At 61.4% G+C, this 1,853-nt stretch carries 1 protein-coding gene and 1 pseudogene; both read left to right on the forward strand.

The window, feature by feature from the left end; genetic code table 11:
• Positions 1-201 (forward strand): annotated as a pseudogene (locus WBF82_RS09570) (hydrogenase expression protein HypE); the annotation flags it as partial.
• A gap of 43 nt (positions 202-244) precedes the next feature.
• On the forward strand, positions 245-1,853 hold a 1,609-nt coding region (locus WBF82_RS09575), incomplete at its 3' end, for a nickel-dependent hydrogenase large subunit (RefSeq protein ID WP_424382806.1).

The following is a 1,853-nucleotide window of genomic DNA, read 5'->3' on the forward strand; positions in this document are numbered from 1 at the left end:
TGCACCATGCCCGGGTTCCCGGACAAGTTCATGCCGTTCATGGATGAGCCGCCGGGCGGCAAGGTTTCCACCACCGCCTCAGGACTTTATGGCTCGCTGATCCGCAACCTGCGCGGTGTCACCGCACGCACCGTTGACAAAGAGCCGAAGTGGCGGCACAAGGGCGACAAACTCACGACGGGCGCACGCCGCACCTGGTAAGGCGCGACACGACCTCGCAGCTGAAGATACGGAGCAAAGTTCGATGACAACGATCATCCCCGAGCCGTCCCACGCGAAGCGCGAGCCCGGCCAACTCGTCGAAATGGCCTGGGATCCGATCACCCGGATCGTGGGCAGCCTCGGCATCTACACCAAGATCGACTTTGAGAACCGCGAAGTGGTCGAGTGTCACAGCACATCGTCCATCTTCCGCGGTTACTCATTATTTATGCGGGGCAAGGATCCTCGCGACGCCCATTTCATCACCAGTCGCATCTGCGGTATCTGCGGTGACAACCACGCCACCTGTTCCTGCTACTGCCAGAACATGGCTTACGGGGTCAAGCCGCCGCATTTGGGCGAGTGGATCGTCAACCTCGGCGAAGCCGCGGAATACATGTTCGACCACAACATCTTCCAAGAAAACCTGGTCGGTGTGGACTTCTGCGAAAAGATGGTCTCGGAAACCAACCCGGGTGTGCTGGCCAAAGCGGAAAACACCGCAGCTCCGCGCGCCGATGCACACGGATACAAGACCATCGCCGACATCATGCGGTCGCTCAACCCGTTCAGCGGGGAGTTCTACCGTGAGGCGCTACAAGTCAGCCGGTACACCCGAGAGATGTTCTGCCTCATGGAAGGCAGGCATGTGCACCCGTCCACGCTGTACCCAGGCGGGGTCGGCACGGTGGCAACCATCCAGTTGATGACCGACTACATGAGCCGCCTGATGCGCTACGTCGAGTTCATGAAGAAAGTCGTACCCATGCACGACGATCTCTTCGACTTCTTCTACGAAGCGATTCCCGGTTACGAGAAGGTCGGTCTGCGCCGCACCCTATTGGGCTGCTGGGGCTCATTCCAGGACCCCGAGGTGTGCAACTTCGATTACAAGGACATGGAGCGTTGGGGCAACGCCATGTTCGTCACACCGGGCGTAGTGGTCGACGGCAAGCTGGTGACCCACTCGCTGGTCGATATCAACCTGGGCATCCGGATCCTTTTGGGCAGTTCGTATTACGACGACTGGACCGATCAGGAGATGTTCGTCAAGACCGATCCGTTGGGCAACCCGGTCGACCGGCGCCACCCATGGAACCAGCACACCAACCCGCATCCGCAGAAGCGGGACATGGACGGCGGCAACTACAGCTGGGTGATGTCGCCGCGCTGGTTCGACGGCAAGGACCACCTCGCTCTGGACACCGGTGGGGGCCCGCTCGCCCGGCTGTGGGCGACGGCGCTAGCCGGCCTGGTCGACATTGGCTACGTCAAGTCGACCGGTCATTCGGTGCAGATCAACTTGCCGAAGACCGCGCTGAAGGGGCCGGTCGAGTTCGAGTGGAAGATCCCGCAGCACGGGTCCAACACCATCGAGCGCGACCGGGCGAGAACTTACTTCCAGGCCTATGCGGCGGCATGTGCACTGCACTTCTGCGAGCAGGCACTTGGCGAAATCCGAGCCGGCCGCACCAAGACCTGGGAGAAGTTCGACGTGCCCAAGGAAGGCATCGGCTGCGGCTTCACCGAGGCGGTCCGCGGAGTATTGAGTCACCACATGGTGATTCGCGACGGCAAGATCGCCAACTACCACCCGTACCCGCCCACGCCGTGGAATGCCAACCCGCGCGACAGCTTCGGCACACCGGGAC

It is taken from the genome of Mycobacterium sp., from assembly GCF_049673265.1.
Taxonomy (GTDB): domain Bacteria; phylum Actinomycetota; class Actinomycetes; order Mycobacteriales; family Mycobacteriaceae; genus Mycobacterium.